Here is a 17,930-nt window from a genome sequence, read left to right as displayed (position 1 = left end):
TTGTCCGACCCGCAGAGTAAACACGGCTCCAAACGGGACACCCCCCTTCTACCATACCTTCGGGAGGACAGGCCATATGGGCCAGCAGCGGATGCTCAAATTCGTCGATGTCGAACGCGATATGCCGGAAAAGCGCAGCGCGGAAGACCGCCGCGACGACCATCACGAGATCTATCGCCAGTTTGCGGACGAGAAGGCCAAGGAGCAGGCCGCGCGCTGCTCGCAATGCGGCGTGCCCTATTGCCAGTCGCACTGCCCGCTGCACAACAACATCCCCGACTGGCTGCGGATGACGGCCGAAGGCCGCTTGCGGGAGGCCTATGACCTGTCGCAGGCCACCAACACATTCCCCGAGATCTGTGGCCGCATCTGCCCGCAGGACCGTCTGTGCGAAGGCAATTGCGTCATCGAACAGTCGGGCCACGGCACCGTGACCATCGGCGCGGTGGAGAAATACATCACCGACACGGCTTGGGAAGAAGGCTGGGTGCAGCCGGTTACGCCTGCGCAGGAACGCGCCGAGAGTGTCGGCATCATCGGCGCCGGTCCGGGCGGACTTGCGGCCGCCGACATGCTGCGCCGTCAGGGCATTCAGGTAACGGTCTATGACCGCTACGACCGCGCCGGCGGGCTGCTGACCTACGGCATTCCGGGGTTCAAGCTGGAAAAGGACGTGGTCATGCGCCGCAACGACCAGCTGGAAAAATCCGGCGTGAGCTTTGAACTCAATTGCGAGATCGGCCGCGACGTGAGCTTTGCCGAATTGCGCGACCGTCATGATGCCGTGCTGATCGCCACCGGCGTTTACAAGTCGCGGGATCTCGGCGGTCCGGGTGCCGGACTTCCGGGCATCGTGCGTGCGATCGACTATCTGACCGCATCGAACCGCGTCACCTTCGGCGACAGCGTGCCCGAATATGACAGCGGCGAGTTGAATGCATCGGGCAAGAAGGTCGTCGTGATCGGCGGCGGCGACACGGCGATGGACTGCGTGCGCACCGCCGTGCGGCAGGGCGCGACCAGCGTGCAGTGTCTCTACCGCCGTGACCGCGCGAACATGCCCGGATCGGTACGCGAAACCGCGAATGCCGAAGAGGAAGGCGTCGAGTTTGTCTGGCTCTCTGCCCCCAAGGGTTTCACCGGCGATGACAGTGTCATTGGCGTGAAGGTTGCCAAGATGCGGCTCGGGGCACCGGACGCATCGGGACGCCGCGCGCCCGAGGAAGTGCCCGGCGCCGACTGGACGGCCGAGGCCGACCTCGTCATCAAGGCGCTCGGCTTCGAGCCGGAGCCGCTGCCGAGCCTTTGGGACGCGCCGGGTCTGGAAGTCACCCGCTGGGGCACCGTGAAGGCCGATTTCCAGACCAAGCGCACCGCACTCGACGGCGTCTATGCCGCCGGAGACATCGTGCGTGGCGCCTCGCTCGTCGTCTGGGCGATCCGCGACGGACGCGAAGCGGCACAGAGCATCATCGACGATCTCGACCGCCGGGCCTCGGTGCCCGTGGCGGCGGAATAACAGGATAGCGGGCCGGGCGCGTCGCCGGAGGCGGCACGGCGCTCGGAACAAGAGGGTAGAACATGACCAAATTCGATCGCGACTGGGCGCTGCGCCACGAGGCCGAACGGGCAAAACTCGCCGAAATCGGCATGTACCGGCAGGAAGATGAACATTCCTCTTGCGGCGTCGGTTTCGTGGTGGCCGAGGATGGCAAGCCGCGCCGTCAGGTGGTGGAGAACGGGATCAACGCGTTGCGTGCAATCTGGCATCGCGGCGCGGTCGATGCCGACGGCAAGACCGGCGATGGCGCGGGCATCCATGTCCAGATCCCTGTCGACTTCTTCAAGGATCAGGTCCGCCGCACCGGCCATGAGCCGGGCGAAGAAATGCTTGCCGTCGGCATGGTCTTCCTACCGCGTGCTGATTTCGGCGCACAGGAACGCTGCCGCACGATCGTCGAATCCGAAGTGCTGCGGATGGGCTACTATATCTATGGCTGGCGCCATGTGCCGGTGAACACGACCGTGCTGGGCGTGAAGGCCGCCGCCACCCGCCCCGAGATCGAGCAGATCCTGATTGCCAACTCCAAGGGCGTCGACGAGGAAACGTTCGAGCGCGAGCTTTATGTCATCCGCCGCCGGATCGAGAAGGCCGCCGGACAGGCGCAGATCAACGGGCTCTATGTCTGTTCGCTGTCCTGCCGGTCGGTCATCTACAAGGGCATGATGCTGGCCGAGCAGGTGTCGGTCTTCTATCCCGATCTGGAAGACGAGCGCTTCGTCTCCGCCTTCGCGATCTACCATCAGCGCTACTCGACCAACACATTCCCGCAATGGTGGCTGGCCCAGCCCTTCCGGATGCTTGCCCATAATGGCGAGATCAACACGCTGAAGGGCAACTTGAACTGGATGAAGAGCCACGAGATCCGCATGGCCTCGGGGACGTTCGGCGACCTGGCCGAAGACATCAAGCCGATCGTGGCCAACGGCTCGTCCGACAGTGCTGCGCTCGACAGTGTCTTCGAGGTGATGGTGCGCGCCGGCCGGACCGCGCCGATGGTGAAGACCATGCTGGTGCCCGAGAGCTGGTCGCACAGCGAGACCTCCATGCCGAAAGCATGGCGGGACATGTATTCCTATTGCAACTCGGTCATGGAGCCGTGGGACGGCCCGGCGGCGCTGGCTATGACCGACGGGCGCTGGGTTTGCGCGGGGCTCGACCGGAACGGTCTGCGCCCGATGCGCTATGTGGTGACCGGCGATGGGCTCGTGATTGCCGGCTCGGAAACCGGCATGGTTCCGGTGGACGAGATGGGCGTGCGCGAGAAGGGCGCACTCGGCCCGGGCCAGATGCTTGCCGTCGACATGGTAGAGGGCCGGATCTGGCGCGATGGCGAGTTGAAGGATTCGCTCGCGGCCTCCCTGCCCTTCTCCGACTGGGTGGCGTCGATCACCGATCTCGAAGAAACCATGGCCGAGAAAGAGGAACTGGCGGAGTTTTCGGGCGCCGAATTGCGCCGCCGCCAGCTGGCCGCCGGCTATTCCATCGAAGAGCTGGAGGTGATCCTTCACCCGATGGCCGAGGATGCAAAAGAGGCGATCGCGTCGATGGGCGACGACACGCCCGCGGCCGTCCTGTCGAACCGTTACCGGCCGCTCAGCCATTACTTCCGGCAGAATTTCAGCCAGGTGACCAACCCGCCGATCGACAGCCTGCGCGAATATCGCGTGATGAGCCTGAAGACGCGTTTCGGCAACCTGAAGAACGTGCTCGATCAGGACAGTTCACAGACGGAGATCCTGACGCTCGACAGCCCGTTCGTGTCGAACGCCGGCTTCAAGGCGATGCAGGACTATTTCGGTGAGAGCGCCGAGGTGCTCGACTGCACCTTCCCCGCCGATGGCAGTTCTTCGGAGCTGCGCGAGGCGCTGGACGGTCTGCGCGCAGCGGCAGAAGAAGCCGTGCGCGCCGGGGCCGGCCACCTGATCCTGACCGACAAGGGCCAGAACGAGGACCGCGTCGCGATCCCGATGATCCTTGCCACCTCGGCCGTGCACAGCTGGCTGACGCGCAAGGGGCTGCGGACCTTCTGCTCGCTCAACGTGCAGTCGGCGGAATGTATCGACCCGCATTATTTTGCCGTGCTGGTTGGTTCCGGCGCGACGACGGTCAACGCCTATCTGGCACAGGATTCGCTCGCCGACCGGATCGAGCGCGGCCTGCTCGACATGTCGCTCGACGAAGCCACCGCGCGCTACCGCGAGGCGATCAACCAGGGCCTTCTGAAGATCATGGCCAAGATGGGCATCTCGGTCATTTCCTCCTATCGCGGCGGTCTGAACTTCGAGGCCGTGGGCCTCAGCCGCGCGATGGTCGCGGAATATTTCCCCGGCATGGTCAGCCGGATCTCGGGGATCGGCGTCGCAGGTATCCAGAAGCAGGCGCGCGCGGTCCATGCACGCGGCTGGAAAGGCGGCCAGGACGTGCTGCCGATCGGCGGGCTCTACAAGGCGCGCAAGTCGGGCGAAACCCACGCCTGGGAAGCGCAGACCATGCATATCCTGCAATCGGCCTGTGACCGTGCGAGCTTCGATCTGTGGAAACAATATTCCGCAGCGATGCGGGCCAACCCGCCCATCCACCTGCGCGACCTGCTCGATTTCAAACCGGCCGCGAAGCCGATTCCGATCGAGGAAGTGGAAAGCATCACCGCGATCCGCAAACGGTTCGTGACCCCGGGCATGAGCCTCGGCGCCCTGTCGCCCGAGGCGCACAAGACGCTGAACGTGGCGATGAACCGGATCGGCGCCAAGTCCGACAGCGGCGAAGGCGGCGAGGATCCGGCGCATTTCACGCCGGAAAGCAACGGCGACAACCCGTCCGCCAAGATCAAGCAGGTGGCCTCCGGCCGGTTCGGCGTCACGGCCGAATATCTCAACCAGTGCGAGGAACTGGAAATCAAAGTGGCCCAGGGCGCCAAGCCCGGCGAGGGCGGCCAGTTGCCCGGCATCAAGGTGACCGAACTGATCGCGCGGCTGCGCCATTCGACGCAGGGCGTGACGCTGATCTCGCCGCCGCCGCACCATGATATCTACTCGATCGAGGATCTGGCGCAGCTGATCTACGATCTGAAGCAGATCAACCCGCGCGCCAAGGTCTGCGTGAAGCTCGTCGCCCAGTCGGGTGTCGGCACGATTGCCGCGGGTGTCGCCAAGGCCAAGGCCGATGTGATCCTGATCTCGGGCCACAATGGCGGCACCGGTGCATCGCCCGCGACCTCGATCAAATATGCGGGCCTGCCCTGGGAAATGGGCATCACCGAGGCGCATCAGGTGCTGTCGATCAACAACCTGCGGGACCGCGTGACGCTGCGCACCGATGGCGGGCTGCGCACCGGGCGTGACATCGTGATCGCCGCGATGATGGGGGCCGAGGAATATGGTATCGGCACCGCCGCGCTCATCGCGATGGGCTGCATCATGGTGCGCCAGTGCCAGTCGAACACCTGCCCTGTGGGCGTTTGTGTGCAGGACCCGCGTCTGCGCGCCAAGTTCACCGGCACGGCGGACAAGGTCGTCAATCTCATCACCTTCTATGCGCAGGAAGTGCGCGAGGTGCTCGCCTCGATCGGTGCGCGGTCGCTTGACGAGGTGATCGGCCGCGCCGACCTGCTGACGCAGGTGAGCCGCGGGTCGGCCCATCTCGACGATCTCGATCTGAACCCGCTTCTGGTCTCTGTCGATGAAGGCACGGCCACGGTCTACGACCGCGCTCGCGACCGCCAGCATGTGCCCGACACGCTCGACGCGCAGATCGTCAAGGATGCCGGACCGTTCTTCTCCGACGGGGAGAAAATGCAGCTGAGCTATGCGACCCAGAACACGCTGCGCACCGTCGGCACCCGCGTGTCGAGCCATATCGTCAAGCGGTTCGGGATGCGCAACGACCTGCAGCCGGATCATCTGACGGTGAAGCTCGAAGGCTCCGCCGGCCAGTCGCTGGGCGCTTTCGGCGCGCCGGGGCTGAAGATCGAGGTCTCGGGCGATGCCAACGACTATGTCGGCAAGGGCCTGTCGGGGGCGACCATCGTCGTGCGTCCGCCGCTCGGCAGCCCGCTCATCCCGCATGAGAATACGATCATCGGCAATACGGTGCTCTACGGTGCAACCGCGGGCCGGCTCTTTGCCAATGGCCGCGCAGGCGAGCGTTTCGCCGTGCGCAACTCGGGCGCGGAGGTCGTGATCGAGGGCTGCGGCTCCAACGGTTGCGAATATATGACCGGCGGCACGGCGGTGATCCTCGGCTCCGTGGGTGAGAATTTCGGCGCCGGCATGACCGGCGGCATGGCCTTCATCTACGACCCAGACGGGAAGCTGTCGGAATATATGAACCCCGAAACGCTGGTTGACGTGCCGGTCACCGTAGATCATTGGGCCGAGCGGCTGAAAGCGCTGGTCGAGGCCCATTATGAGGAAACCGGCTCGCCCAAGGCGCGGGAGATCCTGCGCCACTGGGAGGAGGAACTGCCGGCCTTCCGCCAGATTTGCCCGAAGGAGATGCTCCATCGCCTGCCGGTGCAGATCACGCAGGAAGAAGCGCAGGCCAGCGCCTGATCTTGGCTCCGGACCTGGGACATTGTGGCCGCGCGGCATCGCTGCGCGGCCACTGTCGTTGGGGCGATTGCGGCCAGCGGTTCAGGCGCTAACCTGACCGCCTTGCCCACCGCTCCCCCGCGTTTCCCTTCCACCGATCAGTGACCGGAGATCCCGAACCGCCCATGGGCCGCGCCAAGAAAGCCCCGTCCCGCACGCATCGCAAGGTCGTGCAGCGCCGCCGCAAGCGCATCCGGCAATTGCGGGCGCGGCGCGGCTGGCGCGGGCTGTTGCGGTGCCTGCGGATCTGGCTTTTCCGTGTCGCGCTGGCGGTGTTCCTGATCGTGCTGGCGCTGCGCTGGATCAACCCGCCCGTCACATATCTGATGGTGCGCGACTATCTGGAGCATGACCGGCTGGAGAAAAGCTGGCGCAGTCTGGACGAGATGACGCCTTGGCTGCCCCTTGCCGCAGCCGCCGGAGAGGATGCCAATTTCTGCACCCATCACGGGTTTGACGTGGCCGCGATCCGCGCGGCACTGGCCGATGAGCGTCGCTTGCGCGGCGGCTCGACGATCAGCCAGCAGACGGCGAAGAATGTTTTCCTCTGGCCCGACCGGTCATGGCTGCGCAAGGGGCTGGAAGCCGGATTCACCGGTTTGATCGAGCTCTTCTGGCCGAAAGCGCGGATCATGGAGGTCTATCTCAACGTGGCCGAATTCGACGCGGGTGTGTTCGGCGTGGAGGCCGCTGCGCAGCATTATTTCGGTGTCAGCGCGGACCAACTCAGCCTGCGGCAGGCCAGCCTGCTCGTCGCGATCCTCCCGGCCCCCAAGGCGCGCTCCGCAAGCCGCCCGACCGATTTCATCAGCCGGCGCGCCCGCCAGATCGCCGCAGGGGCGGAAACCCTGCGAGTCGATCCGCGTGGCGACTGTTTGCGCATCCCCGACACATCCGGTTGAAAAGCCCTGCGGGCGTAGGCATTAAGGGGGTCTCAACCCCGGATCGGACCTGCCCATGCGCCGCCTCTACCACATGCCGCTCTCCCCCTTCTGCCGCAAGGTGCGCCTTGTTCTGGCGGAAAAGAAGATCGAGGTTGAACTGGTCGAGGAACGCCCGTGGGAAAAGCGCATGGATTATCTGCGCCTGAACCCGTCGGGGCAGATCCCGATGCTGCGGCTCGACGGGCTGACGCTGGCCGACAGTTCCGCCATCTGCGAGTATCTGGACGAGAAATATCCCGCGCCGCCGCTCCTGCCGCGCAACCCCGCCGACCGGGCCGAGGCGCGCCGGCTGGCCGCATGGTTCGACGACAAGTTCCACCATGAGGTGACGAAGAACCTGCTCTACGAGCGGGTCAACAAGCGGATTGCCAAGTCGGGCTATCCCGACAGTGCGGCAATCAAGGCCGGGGCGAAGAACATCAAATATCACATCGATTATATCGGCTGGCTGATGGACCAGCGCCGTTGGCTGGCGGGCGACGAGATGAGCATCGCCGATTTCGCCGCCGCGGCGCAGCTGTCCGCACTCGACTATATCAACGATGTGGACTGGGCGCGGTCGCCCGCGATGAAGGACTGGTATTCCAAGATCAAGTCGCGCCCCGCCTTCCGCACACTGCTTGCCGATCTGGTTCCGGGCTTCCCGCCACCCGCCCATTACGCGGATCTGGATTTCTGAGATGGCGGGCCAGCCGACACTGGCCGATCGCATCCGCGACGAAGCGCTGGCGCTGGGCTTCACCGACATGGGCATCTGCCGTCCCGACGCGATCCCGCAGGCGGCCGGTCGGCTGAAAGGCTTTGTCGAGGCCGGATATCACGGCCAGATGGGCTGGATGGAAGAGCGGATGGGCTGGCGCGGCGATCCGGCGGCGCTCTGGCCCGAAGCGCGCTCGGTCATCATGCTGGCGGAAACCTATACGCCCGACGAGGACCCGCTGACGCTGCTCGATATGCCCGAGCGGGGCAATATCTCGGTCTATGCGCGCAATCGCGACTATCATGATCTGGTCAAGAAACGGCTGAAGCGGCTCGGGCGCTGGCTTCTGGCGCAAGGGGAGGCTGACGGGGCTGCGATCAAAGTCTTTGTCGACACGGCACCGGTGATGGAAAAGCCGCTCGGCGCGGCGGCTGGCCTTGGCTGGCAGGGCAAGCATACCAATCTCGTGAGCCGGTCGCTCGGCAGCTGGTTTTTCCTCGGCGCGGTGTTCACGACGGTCGAGTTGCCCGTCGACGCGGCGGAGGTCGACCATTGCGGCAGCTGCCGCCGCTGCCTCGACATCTGCCCGACGGATGCATTTCCCGCACCCTACCGGCTCGATGCGCGCAAATGTATTTCCTATCTCACGATCGAGCATGATGGTCCGGTCGATCCCGACCTGCGCCCCCTGCTCGGCAACCGGATCTACGGCTGCGACGATTGTCTGGCCGTGTGCCCGTGGAACAAGTTTGCGGAAACCGCGCAGGAGGCCGGCTACTGGGCGCGGGTGGAACTGACCCGCCCGAAACTGACCCATCTGGTCGCGCTCGACGATGCGGGCTTCCGGCAGGTGTTTCGCGGCTCGCCGATCAAGCGGATCGGGCGCAACCGGTTCGTGCGCAACGTGCTCTACGCGTTGGGCAATTCCGGCGATCCTGCGATGCGCCGCGCTGTCCGCCCGCTGTGCGACGATCCCGACCCGGTGGTGGCCGACGCTGCGCGATGGGCCATGGACCGCCTCGGGGGGGATGCATGAGCCATCTCCTCTCGTTCGGCCACGGCTATTCCGCGCAGGCGCTCGACCGGATCCTGCTCGGGCGGGGCTGGCAGGTCACCGGCACGACCCGGTCGGCGGAGAAAGCTGCCACGCTGCGGTCGCGGGGCGTTGCGCCGGTCATCTGGCCGGGCAGTGACATGGGCGCGCATCTCGACGGCGCCACGCATCTGCTTCTGTCGGCCGCGCCGACCGAAGCGGGTGATCCGGTGCTCGGCGCATTGGGCGACGCGATTGCAGCCCGCGCGCCACGCCTCGAATGGGTCGGCTACCTGTCCACAACGGGCGTCTATGGCGACCGCGATGGCGGTTGGGTCGACGAAGGGTCGGACCTGCGCCCCTCCACCCGGCGCGGGCGCTGGCGGCAGGACGCAGAAGCCGGCTGGCAGGCGCTCGCCGCTCAAAGCGGGCTGCCGCTCCATATCTTCCGGCTGGCCGGCATCTACGGTCCGGGCCGCGGCCCGTTTGCCAAGGTGCGCGCGGGCACGGCGCGGCGGATCGTGAAGCCGGGCCAGGTGTTCAGCCGCATCCATGTGGAGGATATCGCCCAGGCGCTCGCGGCCTCCATCGACCGGCCGCGACCGGGTGCGATCTATAACCTGTGTGACGACGATCCCGCGCCGCCGCAGGATGTGATCGCGGAGGCCGCGCGGCTTCTTGGCTGCCCGCTGCCGCCCGAAGAGCGGTTCGAGGCGGCGGAGATGTCCCCCATGGCGCGCAGCTTCTATGCGGAATCCAAACGGGTTTCGAACCGTCTTCTGAAAGAGGAGCTCGGCGTGACCCTGCGCTATCCGGGCTACCGGACGGGGCTGGCCGCGCTCCTGAAAGCCGCTCCAGACGGCTGAAACCGTGGCAAAACGGCTCCGACTGTCGCGAAACTGGGACAGATCGCGCCGATCACGGACAAGTCGCTTGCCCCGGCGCGCATCGCGATGCCAAATGAGCGGATAACATTCGACCGGGCGCAGAGCAGGCGCGGCCCGGCTTGGGGAAACAGGCAGGAGCCCGGCGAGAACAGCCGGGACAGGGGCATGAACCATATGAGACGAAAATCCGCGTTGCGGGTGGCGTTCCTGACGACCGCCAGCCTTCTGGCCGGCACGGCGGTTGCGCAGAACAGTCTGACCGGCGTCCGAAACTCTCTCTCCCTGATGGGCAATACGGGTCTGATCGACATGCCCTCGGCCGAGGTGCAGCCCGATTTCGAGACCAGCTGGTCCTTTTCGGGATTTTCGAACACCCGCCGGGCGACGCTGAACTTTCAGGCGATCCCCAATCTGGAAACCACCTTCCGCTACACGCAGGTTGAAGAGTGGAACCCCAACGGGTCGCAGACCTTCCGGCCCGGCTTCGATCTGAAATGGCAATTTTTGGAAGAGGACCGTCAGGGATGGCGGCCGGCCATGTCCGTGGGCTTGCGCGACTTCATCGGCGAAAGCGTCTACGGGTCGGAATTTGTCGTGGCGACCAAACATGTGACCGACTCGCTGAAGGTCACCGGCGGCCTCGGCTGGGGGCGGCTCGGGTCGCTCAACGGGTTCGACAATCCGATCGGGCTGATCTTCCCCAACGCAAATGATCGTCCGGTCAATGACGGCTCGTCGGGCAGCGTCCGCTGGGACACGCTCTTCCGTGGCGATGCGGCCTTCTTCGGCGGCGTCGAATGGCGGACGCCTGTCGCGGGCCTCAACGTGAAGGCCGAATATTCGTCGGACGCCTATACGCAGGAGCAGCTCTATAGCGACTTCGAGCGTAAATCCCCCTTCAATGTCGGGATAGAATACCAGCCGGGCAACCGGTTCGCGCTCGGCGCCTACTATATGTATGGCAGCGCGGTCGGCCTGCGGCTGACCCTGTCGGGCAATCCAAATGATCCGGTAACGCTTCAGGATTTCGGTGCCGGCCCGCCGCCGATCAACCGCCGGAACCCCAAGGCCGTCAACCAGACCGACTGGGCGCAGAACCCGAAGTCGCAGGAACGGTTGATGAAAGCCCTGTCGGAGGCCGCGCGGTCGCAGCAGATCGCCATCGTGAAGGGTGACATCGGCGCCCGCGAGGCGGAAATCCAGATCGCCAATGGCCGGTTGCGCAACCATTCCGAAGCCATCGGCCGCGCTGCCCGGCTCATGGCTATCGGCATGCCGCCGTCGGTCGAAACCTTTCGGATCACCATGGTCGACAATGACGTGCCGATCACGACGGCTGTCATCAAGCGCAGTGACCTCGAGGCGCAGGTCGATACGCCCAATGCGGGGATCAAGAGCTGGGAGACAACGGTTCTTGAAGATGGCAAGACCCTCAAGGGCGACGATATCTGGGATCCGCGCGACTATCCGCGCTTCCGCTGGTCGTTCAACCCGCGCATTCCGCTGCAATTCGGCTTCGGGGACGAACCGGTCCGCTACGATGTGGTCCTCACCGGCCGCGCCCGGGTCAATATCGCTCAGGGCTTCTCCATCGCGGGCCAGGCGTCGCAGCGTGTCTTCGGGACGCTCGACAACCCGCCGGATGCCCGGCCGGAGGACAATCTCTATCCGGTCCGCTCCAACAGCTTCCTCTACCGTGCGCAGGCCGGCCCGTCGCTTGACCGGTTGACCGGCGACTATGTGTTCAAACTCGCACCGGCCATCTACGGCAGCGTCACCGGCGGCTATCTGGAACGCGGCTATGGTGGCATCGCGGGGGAGGTCCTGTGGAAACCGGTCAGCCAGAACTGGGGCATCGGCGCCGAGATCGCCTATGCGCGGGAACGCGACTATTACTCCAAGCTCGGCTTCAACGATTATGACACGATCACCGGCTTCGCCAGCTTCTACTGGGATCCGGATTTCTATGGCATCCAGACGCGCGTCGATGTGGGCCGCTATCTGGCCGAGGATTGGGGTGCGACCATTTCCGTGTCGCGCCGCTTCATCAACGGCTGGGAGGTTGGTGCCTTCTTCACCAAGACCGAGGCGTCGAAGGAAGAATTTGGCCGCGACGGGTTCGACAAGGGGATCAGGGTGCGTATCCCGCTCGGCTGGACCTTGCCGTTCGAGAGCCGCTCGACCATCGGCGCAACGCTCAATTCGCAGGATCGCGATGCGGGCGCCCGGCTGCGGACACCGAACAATCTCTACGGGATCGTGCGGGAATATGAGGCCGGCGATCTGAAACAGGGCTGGGGAGGGTTCTGGCAATGAGGTATCTCGCAACAGCGATCTCTCTGCTGGCGCTTGCCGCCTGTTCAAGCGGCGGCCGCGTCGATCCGGTCTATTCGGCCGTCGGTGGCGCACTTCTGGAGGCCACGGGCATCCGCGGCGAGGGTGGCGGCGAAGGGGGTGGCGGCGGCCAGCCCCGAGGCCAGCGTCTGACGCGGGCCAGCATCGAAGCTTCGGGCCTCGCCATGATCCGTATCCGGGTCGGCGAGGAGGAAGGCTTCAACATCATGCTGGCCTCGGCCAAGAACGGGCCTTATCTGACCCATGTGTCGAAGTTCCAGCAGAGCGTCACGCTCAACGGCGGCTGGGTCACCGGCACGCGCGGCATCGGGCATGACCTCATGTCGGCCACATCGTCGAAGAACGATCCGGTCAAGGGGCAGATGCCGCCGGGCCAGTGGGAAGCGCAGAAGATCGAACGCGAATATGAGTTCCCCGGCGTCGGACCGGCGGGGCGGCGCGTGCGCGTCGACTGTTCCTTCGAGGCGATGGATCAGGGCGAGATCACGATCGTGGAGCGCAGCTACTCCACCGTGCGCTTCATCGAGACCTGCGAGGGCGAGGAGATCACCTTCCAGAACACCTATTTCGTGGACGGGCGCGGCAGCGTCTGGCGGTCGCGCCAGTGGATCGGCTGGCGGCTTCCGCCGCTCGATGTGGATATTCTGGAGCCCTATACCGGGTCGCGCTGACCCGGAGCGGCCTCACTGCCGAACCAGATGCCCGGACGACCCTGTCGTGCCGGGCATTTTCTTTGCCTGCGCTCTGCCCGTTCATGTGCCTCTTGTGGATGCCGGCGCGCAGGTGCCTGACATGCAGGCACAAAAAAACCCGGGCTGCGGTACAGCCCGGGTTCTTCTATTCAGTGAGTCGAACGACTTAGGAGTCGTCGTCGTCGTTGTTCTGGGTCACGGCATAGGCCACAGCGGCCAGTGCGAGAACCGGGATAACCCAGCCCCAGGAACCAGCGGACGAACCTGCCGGCTCTTCAACAACAACCACTTCTTCCATCGGCTCTTCGAAGGTCATGTTGCCTGCCAGAGCAGAGGTAGCAACCAGAGCGGCTGCAGAGGTCAGAACGATTTTCTTCATCTCAATCTCCTGTTTTCTTGTGACATCGACAGCCAAAAAATAGACGGTCGCGGGTCGATCAAGTTTGCCTACGCATCAAATTCTAAAGCACGGAAACGCGTTTCACGCAAGAACCGGCTTCGACAGAAAACGCCAAACCGCCCTCTAAGGTCCCGATTTTGGCGCATTTTGCCCGGTTTTGGGCCAGAGCGTGATTTTTTTGCATCGGTTTTTCCACAGCCCTGCATCTGCTCCCCTGCCTCCGGCCTCTTCAGATGACGCGCACCTGTGTGCCGACTCCAACGCGCCCGAACAGGTCGGCAATATCCTCGTTATAGAGCCCGATACAGCCGTTCGACGATTGCCGCCCGATCTTGCGCGTGTCGTTGGTTCCGTGGATCCGGTAATAGGTCCATCCGAGATAGAGCGCATGCGTCCCGAGCGGATTGTCCGGACCGGGCCCGACATAGCGGGGCAGCGTCGGATCCCGACGCAACATGTTGGCGGTCGGCCGCCAGTCCGGCCCGACGCGTTTCTGCACGACCGAGGTCCGGCCGCGCTTCGTCAGGGACTCGGACAGCGGCACGCTTGTTGGGTAGATCTTGTAGAAACCCGGCGCCCAATAGTGGAGTGATCGGGTCTGGGTATCGACCAGAATTTTGCCGCTGCCGATCGAGCTGAAGTGATTCTGCCACCTGTGGGTGGAAAAGCCCGAGATCCGCCTTCGGATGGTTCCGGCCGACTGGGCCTGTGCGCCTGTCGGCAGGGCGATTTGCGTTGCGATTGCCAGAGCCGCTCCGGTCCGCAGAAAATTGCGGCGGCTGACTGCGGTCCGGGTGTCGGTGTCATGGACCATGATCCTGTCCCCCCAATACGGCAGTAAAGGCGCCATCTTAGGTTGCAGCCCCCCTTGTGGCAATTGTCACGCAGGTTGCACGGAACCGGCGGAAATCCCCGCGCGGGGTTTGTGTTTCCGCCAGCAACAGGCTAGACCCCAAGAAAATAAAGGATTTCGGGTGACGGTATGTTTTTGATTCGAGCCTTTCTCATCGCGTCCGCATTGATCCTCTCTGCCTGTGCCAGCGGCACGGGTGGCGGCATGATTTCCGGTGCGCAGACCGATTCGATCCGCATCAAGATGCAGGACAGTGTGAACGCGCTGCGCTCGGCTTCCGGGCTGACGCCGCTCACCTATTCCGCGGCGCTCAATGCCGCTGCGGCGACCCATGCGCGCGACATGTCGGTGCAGCAGCGGGCCTGGCACTTCGGATCGGACCGCACCTCGCCGCAGGACCGTGCAACCCGGGCCGGCTATCCGGGCCTCATCCGGGGCGAGGTGATCTCCGAGAGCTCCGACGCGGTGCTGACGCTTCTGGAAAGTTGGATGGCGACGAGCACCACGCGCAACATCATCATGGACCCGGCCGGCAATGCGATGGGCTTCAGCTGGTTCCAGGAAAGCAACGGCAAGATCTGGTGGGTGATGATGGTGGGCGGCTGACCGCCCCTTCCATCACCGCAGCAAAAAGGGGCCCCGTGCGGCCCCTTTTCTTTTTGTCTCATCTTTCGCCGGCGTCAGGGCTGGATGAAGACCGGTGTGCCGACCGGAACATAAGACCAGATTTCCCGGATCTGCCGGTCGCTGACGGCGATACATCCGGCCGTCCAGTCCGACCGGTCGCGGTCCGCGCGACGGTTCGGACCTCCGTGGATGAAAATGTCCCCGCCCGGATTGACGCCCTTGGATGCCGCCCGCGCCACGTCCATTTCGTTGGGATAGGAAATGCCGAGGCTCAGCCAGTAGGCCGAATTGGGATTGCGGCGGTCGATGATGTAGCTGCCCTCCGGCGTGCGCCCGTCGCCGCGCGCTTCCTTGTGCCCCTCGGGTGTGAAGCCCAGATGCATCTTGTACTTCTTGAAGGCCACACCGTCGCGCACCAGAAGAAGCTCGCGCTCGGTCTTGCGGATCAGCACCATGTCGGCGGGATTGCGCGACATGGGCGGCACGCGCTGGGCACAGCCTGCAAGGATGACGAGCGCAAGTGCGCTCAGAACGATGGATATACGGAACCTGCTCATGTCCTGCTCTCACTCAATAAACGCATGGCGGTTGATCCGCCTTTGTGGGCAAGAAAATGCCAGAATCCGCGCCCTTTCTCAAGCCGGCAGGACCCCGCGCCGGCCCCGAAACCGTTCACATTTTCAGCATCAGCGCCAAAGCGGCCCCGGCCCGTTGCGCTGGACAGGCGCAAACCAGCCCGTATTCTGACGCGGAAGCCTTGGGGGAAGTGCATGCAGGCCGACATTCGCGTCACCAACAAATGGCTGCTTCATGTCGCGGCTTACCTGCGCCGCGAGGGACAGGGTGCCGTGCACGAAGCCGCCCTTCTGGATGCCGACCTGTCGCCCGAGGAAGCGCAACTCGATGAGCCGCTCGCCATCCCGTTGCAAAAGGAAATCGCCTATTTCGAAAGTGTCGCGCGGCGGACGAGCGATCCGATCTTTGCGGTCAACGCCTCGCAGATGCCGTTCGACCAGCTGGAATTGCCGGGCTATGTGCTGAAATATTCGCAGGACCTGCGCAGCGGCATCCGGCAGGCCTCGCGCTTTTCCCGTATCGTCGACAAGTCGACCAAGGTCACGCTCGTCGTGGCGGGTGACGAGGAGATCGTGCGCCTCGACGTGATCAACGGCCTTCTGTCGCTGGCGCGGCACCATCGGGAGTTTCAGGTCTTCCTTGTGCTGGCCATGATGCGCCGGATCACCGGACAGCCGATCCGCCCGACAGAAATCACCTTCCGCCATGACCGCCGGACCGGTGTGGCCGAGATCGAGCGGATAGCCGGCTGTCCGGTGCGCTTTTCAGCCGGACAGGTCGAGATGCGGTTCCGGCCCGACACCCTGTCCACCCCGATCCGGTCATACGATCCGTCGCTCTGCGACATCCTGATCGCCCATGGCGAAACGCTTCTGGCCGAACGCCGCCGCGACCAGCCCGACCTGCGCTCCGAGGTCGAGGCGCGGCTGGTGGCCGCCCTGCCCGACAAGCTGCTCGATGCGGATACGGTCGCGGCCGACCTCGGCATGAGCCGCCGCACCCTGTCCCGCCGGCTCACGGCGCTGGGTCTCAGTTTCCGCAGCATCGTCGAAGAGCTGCGCTACGCGCTCGCGCGGCGCTATCTCACCGATCCCGGTTTCTCGCTGGCGGAAACGGCCTTTCTCGTCGGCTATACCGATCAGGCGAGCTTCACATCCGCCTTCCGCCGCTGGTCGGGCAGCACGCCCGGCCAATGGCGGCGCGAACTGGCCGAAACCGGATAGGCGCCGCCCATGATCGATGTCATCACCCATCCCTCGAGCCTGCTTGTCGTTCTGCAGTTTGCCGCGCTTGCGGCGGTCGTGATCCGGGTGATCATGCAGCGGCCGGGCCCGGGTGTGGCTTTGGCCTGGCTCCTGCTCGTCGCGATCCTGCCGCTGGTGGGCGCGCTTCTCTATTTCCTGATCGGCGAGCGGCGCATTCATGGAGACCGGCTCGCACGGATGGACGAGCTGCGCGCGGAATATGCCGCCCTGACGGAAGCGATGCGCACCTCTGGCATGCATGATGTGGACTGGTCTCGCCATCCGCCTGCGGCCAGACGGCTCGACCGGATCGGTGGGCGCATGACGAACCTCTTCGCGGTGACCGGCAGCGATCTTGTGCTTTATGACGACACGCAGGAGATCCTTGCGGCGATCGCGGCGGATGTGGATGCGGCGCAGACCAGCATCCTGATGGAGTTCTACATCTGGAACGAGGGCGGATCGGCCGACAATGTGCTCGAGGCCGTGAAGCGCGCCGCCGCGCGCGGCGTGACCTGCCGGCTCCTGATCGACGCGCTGGGCGCGCGGCCCTGGTGGCGCAGCGACCAGATCGAGGACCTGCGCAGCGCCGGGGTGCAGGTGCTGCAGGCCCGCCCCGTTGGCACCTTCCGCAAGTTTGTCGGCCGCACGGACCTGCGGTTGCACCGCAAGATTGTTGTCGTAGATGGCCGGGTCGCCTGGACCGGATCGATGAACATGGTCGATCCGGGTTTTTTCAAACAGGATGCCGGGGTTGGCGAATGGGTGGACGCGATGGTCCGCGTGCAGGGGTTCGCGGTCGCTCAACTGGCCGCCGTGATGCTCGGCGACTGGCTGCTGGAAAGCCCGGAATCGCTGTCCGAGACAGTGGCGGATGCGGGGCTTCACGGGCTGACCGGCGTGGGCGACACGGACCTGCAAGTCCTGTCATCGGGTCCGGGAGAGTCGGATGATGCGCTCCTTCTGATGCTCAATGCGCTCATCCACGGGGCGGAAGAAACGCTGACCCTGACCACCCCCTATCTGGTGCCTGACGAGTCGCTCCTGCGGGCGCTCCGCGCGGCCTCGCTCCGCGGCGTGCGGATCACCCTCATCCTGCCTGCTGCGGTCGACAGCGTGATGACCCGCTATGCGAGCCGCTCCTATTACGATGACCTGATGGACGCGGGCGTGGATGTCTGGCTCTACAATGGCGGGCTCCTGCACACGAAATCGATCCTTGCCGACGACCGGATGGCAATGTTCGGCACGGTCAATCTAGACATGCGCAGCCTGTGGCTGAACCACGAGGTTGCGCTCTTCGTCTACGGGCCGGAATTCGGAAGCGACCTGAAGGCGCTGCACGACAGCTACCTGGCCGACGCGACCCGCCTCGACCCGAACACATGGCTCCGCCGTCCGGGCTGGGAGAAGTTCAAGGAAAATGCCTTCCGGATCGCCAGCCCGCTCTTGTGAGGGGCGGGCTT

The 17,930-nt window shown here is 64.7% G+C and carries 14 protein-coding genes; 11 read left to right on the top strand and 3 right to left on the bottom strand.

The window, feature by feature from the left end:
- Nucleotides 1-76 precede the first annotated feature (76 nt).
- The 8 genes from GSH16_RS04400 (at nt 77) to GSH16_RS04365 (ending at nt 12,743) form a co-directional block, all read left to right on the top strand.
- Nucleotides 77-1,519, top strand: coding sequence for an NAD(P)-dependent oxidoreductase (locus GSH16_RS04400; protein ID WP_205523954.1), 1,443 nt, complete (start codon nt 77-79; stop codon nt 1,517-1,519).
- 62 nt (nt 1,520-1,581) lie between these two features.
- A complete protein-coding gene (gltB, locus tag GSH16_RS04395) occupies nt 1,582-6,114 on the top strand; it encodes a glutamate synthase large subunit (RefSeq protein WP_160852287.1) in 4,533 nt (1,510 codons plus the stop codon).
- A 164-nt stretch (nt 6,115-6,278) separates the two neighbouring features.
- Nucleotides 6,279-7,055, top strand: coding sequence for a monofunctional biosynthetic peptidoglycan transglycosylase (mtgA, locus tag GSH16_RS04390; protein ID WP_160852285.1), 777 nt, complete (start codon nt 6,279-6,281; stop codon nt 7,053-7,055).
- A gap of 55 nt (nt 7,056-7,110) precedes the next feature.
- Complete coding sequence (gene fzlA, locus GSH16_RS04385; RefSeq protein WP_160852283.1) at nt 7,111-7,776, top strand: FtsZ-binding protein FzlA; 666 nt, start codon at nt 7,111-7,113, stop codon at nt 7,774-7,776.
- A 1-nt stretch (nt 7,777) separates the two neighbouring features.
- Nucleotides 7,778-8,833 (top strand): tRNA epoxyqueuosine(34) reductase QueG, encoded by a 1,056-nt coding sequence (gene queG / locus GSH16_RS04380; protein WP_160852281.1) that lies wholly within the window; start codon nt 7,778-7,780, stop codon nt 8,831-8,833.
- Nucleotides 8,830-9,696 (top strand): SDR family oxidoreductase, encoded by an 867-nt coding sequence (locus GSH16_RS04375; RefSeq protein WP_160852279.1) that lies wholly within the window; start codon nt 8,830-8,832, stop codon nt 9,694-9,696. Before queG ends, GSH16_RS04375 begins: the two co-directional genes overlap by 4 nt.
- Nucleotides 9,697-9,882: 186 nt before the next feature.
- On the top strand, nt 9,883-12,033 hold the full coding sequence (locus tag GSH16_RS04370) for a YjbH domain-containing protein (RefSeq protein WP_160852277.1): 2,151 nt from the start codon (nt 9,883-9,885) through the stop codon (nt 12,031-12,033).
- Nucleotides 12,030-12,743: a YjbF family lipoprotein gene (locus GSH16_RS04365; protein WP_160852275.1), complete on the top strand. Its 714-nt coding sequence runs from the start codon at nt 12,030-12,032 to the stop codon at nt 12,741-12,743. The genes GSH16_RS04370 and GSH16_RS04365 overlap by 4 nt, the downstream gene beginning before the upstream one ends.
- A gap of 187 nt (nt 12,744-12,930) precedes the next feature.
- Here GSH16_RS04365 and GSH16_RS04360 read toward each other — a convergent pair whose 3' ends face one another.
- Together GSH16_RS04360 and GSH16_RS04355 are read right to left on the bottom strand one after the other, a co-directional pair.
- Complete coding sequence (locus tag GSH16_RS04360; RefSeq protein ID WP_160852273.1) at nt 12,931-13,143, bottom strand: hypothetical protein; 213 nt, start codon at nt 13,141-13,143, stop codon at nt 12,931-12,933.
- Nucleotides 13,144-13,393: 250 nt separating this feature from the next.
- Nucleotides 13,394-13,978: a L,D-transpeptidase gene (locus GSH16_RS04355; protein WP_160852271.1), complete on the bottom strand. Its 585-nt coding sequence runs from the start codon at nt 13,976-13,978 to the stop codon at nt 13,394-13,396.
- Nucleotides 13,979-14,146: 168 nt separating this feature from the next.
- Between GSH16_RS04355 and GSH16_RS04350 the strand changes: the two genes are divergently transcribed.
- Nucleotides 14,147-14,623, top strand: a complete 477-nt coding sequence (locus tag GSH16_RS04350) for a CAP domain-containing protein (RefSeq protein WP_160852269.1) — start codon at nt 14,147-14,149, stop codon at nt 14,621-14,623.
- A 74-nt stretch (nt 14,624-14,697) separates the two neighbouring features.
- Here the strand turns inward: GSH16_RS04350 and GSH16_RS04345 are convergent, their stop codons facing one another.
- A complete protein-coding gene (locus tag GSH16_RS04345) occupies nt 14,698-15,201 on the bottom strand; it encodes a L,D-transpeptidase family protein (RefSeq protein WP_160852267.1) in 504 nt (167 codons plus the stop codon).
- A gap of 213 nt (nt 15,202-15,414) precedes the next feature.
- Between GSH16_RS04345 and GSH16_RS04340 the strand changes: the two genes are divergently transcribed.
- Both GSH16_RS04340 and cls read left to right on the top strand, forming a co-directional pair.
- The gene (locus GSH16_RS04340) at nt 15,415-16,443 is read left to right on the top strand and encodes an AraC family transcriptional regulator (protein ID WP_160852265.1); all 1,029 of its coding nucleotides are present in this window, start codon (nt 15,415-15,417) and stop codon (nt 16,441-16,443) included.
- Between the two features lie 9 nt (nt 16,444-16,452).
- Nucleotides 16,453-17,919, top strand: coding sequence for a cardiolipin synthase (gene cls, locus GSH16_RS04335; RefSeq protein WP_160852263.1), 1,467 nt, complete (start codon nt 16,453-16,455; stop codon nt 17,917-17,919).
- Nucleotides 17,920-17,930: the final 11 nt, after the last annotated feature.

The sequence above is a fragment of the Oceanomicrobium pacificus genome, from assembly GCF_009833495.1.
GTDB classification, from domain to species: domain Bacteria; phylum Pseudomonadota; class Alphaproteobacteria; order Rhodobacterales; family Rhodobacteraceae; genus Oceanomicrobium; species Oceanomicrobium pacificus.
The sequence above is the reverse complement of the archived record's forward strand: the minus strand, read 5'-3'. Positions and strand labels throughout refer to the sequence as shown.

What these genes read in the sequence shown, in the direction of transcription:
- queG (WP_160852281.1), top strand. Translation starts at nt 7,778, where the DNA reads ATGGCGGGCCAGCCGACACTGGCCGATCGCATCCGCGACGAAGCGCTG.
- GSH16_RS04375 (WP_160852279.1), top strand. Translation starts at nt 8,830, where the DNA reads ATGAGCCATCTCCTCTCGTTCGGCCACGGCTATTCCGCGCAGGCGCTC.
- GSH16_RS04400 (WP_205523954.1), top strand. Translation starts at nt 77, where the DNA reads ATGGGCCAGCAGCGGATGCTCAAATTCGTCGATGTCGAACGCGATATG.
- GSH16_RS04365 (WP_160852275.1), top strand. Translation starts at nt 12,030, where the DNA reads ATGAGGTATCTCGCAACAGCGATCTCTCTGCTGGCGCTTGCCGCCTGT.
- GSH16_RS04370 (WP_160852277.1), top strand. Translation starts at nt 9,883, where the DNA reads ATGAACCATATGAGACGAAAATCCGCGTTGCGGGTGGCGTTCCTGACG.
- cls (WP_160852263.1), top strand. Translation starts at nt 16,453, where the DNA reads ATGATCGATGTCATCACCCATCCCTCGAGCCTGCTTGTCGTTCTGCAG.
- GSH16_RS04340 (WP_160852265.1), top strand. Translation starts at nt 15,415, where the DNA reads ATGCAGGCCGACATTCGCGTCACCAACAAATGGCTGCTTCATGTCGCG.
- mtgA (WP_160852285.1), top strand. Translation starts at nt 6,279, where the DNA reads ATGGGCCGCGCCAAGAAAGCCCCGTCCCGCACGCATCGCAAGGTCGTG.
- gltB (WP_160852287.1), top strand. Translation starts at nt 1,582, where the DNA reads ATGACCAAATTCGATCGCGACTGGGCGCTGCGCCACGAGGCCGAACGG.
- GSH16_RS04360 (WP_160852273.1), bottom strand. Translation starts at nt 13,143, where the DNA reads ATGAAGAAAATCGTTCTGACCTCTGCAGCCGCTCTGGTTGCTACCTCT.
- fzlA (WP_160852283.1), top strand. Translation starts at nt 7,111, where the DNA reads ATGCGCCGCCTCTACCACATGCCGCTCTCCCCCTTCTGCCGCAAGGTG.
- GSH16_RS04345 (WP_160852267.1), bottom strand. Translation starts at nt 15,201, where the DNA reads ATGAGCAGGTTCCGTATATCCATCGTTCTGAGCGCACTTGCGCTCGTC.
- GSH16_RS04350 (WP_160852269.1), top strand. Translation starts at nt 14,147, where the DNA reads ATGTTTTTGATTCGAGCCTTTCTCATCGCGTCCGCATTGATCCTCTCT.
- GSH16_RS04355 (WP_160852271.1), bottom strand. Translation starts at nt 13,978, where the DNA reads ATGGTCCATGACACCGACACCCGGACCGCAGTCAGCCGCCGCAATTTT.